The 1,622-nt window shown below is 49.1% G+C and carries 2 protein-coding genes; one reads left to right on the forward strand and one right to left on the reverse strand.

The genetic code is table 11. The features are described 5' to 3' along the window. On the reverse strand, positions 1-347 hold a 347-nt coding region (locus tag VN105_RS10660; RefSeq protein WP_325640640.1), incomplete at its 3' end, for a helix-turn-helix domain-containing protein. A gap of 116 nt (positions 348-463) precedes the next feature. On the opposite strand from VN105_RS10660, the gene VN105_RS10665 reads away from it, so the two are divergent. Then, on the forward strand, positions 464-1,474 hold the full coding sequence (locus VN105_RS10665; RefSeq protein WP_325640642.1) for an NAD(P)-dependent alcohol dehydrogenase: 1,011 nt from the start codon (positions 464-466) through the stop codon (positions 1,472-1,474). Positions 1,475-1,622 lie beyond the last annotated feature (148 nt).

Genomic DNA, 1,622 nt, shown 5'->3' on the forward strand with positions numbered 1-1,622 from the left:
GGTTCGCACAGCGGCGCCATCCCCATCTGTTTGCGCCCCCACTCGCTCAGCAAGGTGATGAAGGGCAGCAGTTCCCTTCCCGTAGCCGTTAGCTGGTATTCCACACGCGGCGGTACTTCCAGGTATACATGCCGGGTTACCAGGTCATCATCTTCCAGTTCCCTCAGCACCTGTGTCAGCATTTTTGGCGTTATGCCCGTGAGGAGCCTGCGCAATTCTCCATATCTCCTTATCCCGTTTCTCAGGTGATAAATTACACGCCCTTTATGCTTGCCGCCAATCCGTTGAAAAGCATAATCAACCGCGCAAACGGTATCAGCATGAATATTTTTTCCGGATTTCTTCATTTTTATGCTTTGATAATCAACAATAGTATCCATTTGGTATCTACATTCCCAAATGGTGCATACTTGTCTTATATGAAGTTAGGGAGCAATTTTGTGAAAAGAAAAAAATAGTTCTTATGAAAGCAATACAACAGGTGGCATTCGGACTGGAAAGCTTACAGCTGAAAGAAGTACCCACTCCCACGCCAGGCCCCGGTGAAGTACTGGTAAAAATTGAAGCCGCAGCGCTCAATTACCTCGATGTGGCGCTCGCCACCGGCACCTACAGCAAGGAACTGCCGCTGCCCCGCATTCCTCTCTCTGATGGCGCCGGTATAGTGGCAGCTATTGGTGATCATGTAACCGGGTGGCAACACGGCGACCGGGTAGCTATTCACTATAACCAACGCTGGCAACATGGGTATGCCACCCCGGCTACCAACCATATCAGAACAGGTGTTAGCACACCCGGCCTGCTGGCGGAATACGCCGTGATTCCCGAATATGCGCTGGTACGCACACCTGCCAATTTAACCAGCGTGGAAGCCGCTACATTACCCGTTGCCGGCGTTACTGCATGGACGGGGCTCATGAGCTACGCAGGCATCAAAGCCGGGCAAACTGTGCTCACACAAGGCACCGGCGGCGTATCCCTTTTTGCTATGCAGATAGCATTAGCTGCAGGCGCTAAAGTAATTGCCACCAGCAGCCATCCGGATAAGCTGAAAAAATTAAAAGACCTCGGCGCCCATGAAGTGATCGATTATAAAAAGTATCCGCACTGGCACGAGGAAGTAAAACGTATCACCGCCGGGGATGGCGTGCACGCTACGTTGGATATTGCCGGCGCCGCCACCATTGTTAATTCCGTGAAATCCGTTGGCTTCAATGGTTTTGTAGGACTGGTGGGCTTTATTGCCGGCGCACAGCTGCCGCTGGACCTGTTTACCATAGTAGGCAGCTATATCAGGTTGCAGGGATATTCTGTAGGCAGCCTGAAAAGTTTCCAGGAACTGGCGGCAGCCGTGGAAACAAATAATATTCACCCGGTAATAGACAGCGTATTCCCTGTAAGCGAAGCCCAGGAAGCCTTTAAGTATATGGGTAGCGGTAATTATTTCGGGAAGGTGGTAATAGAAATGAAATAAAGTAGCGGACATATAAACGTCCTGCTCCTCAGCAGGACGTTATACCAAGTAAACCATTACACTAAAATTATTGTTTCAAGATAATAAAAACAAGTGGAAAAACCGGGTTATTGACTTGTTAAGGTGATGATAACATTATATTTTTATC

The sequence above is a fragment of the Chitinophaga sp. genome (assembly GCF_035564935.1).
Taxonomy (GTDB): domain Bacteria; phylum Bacteroidota; class Bacteroidia; order Chitinophagales; family Chitinophagaceae; genus Chitinophaga.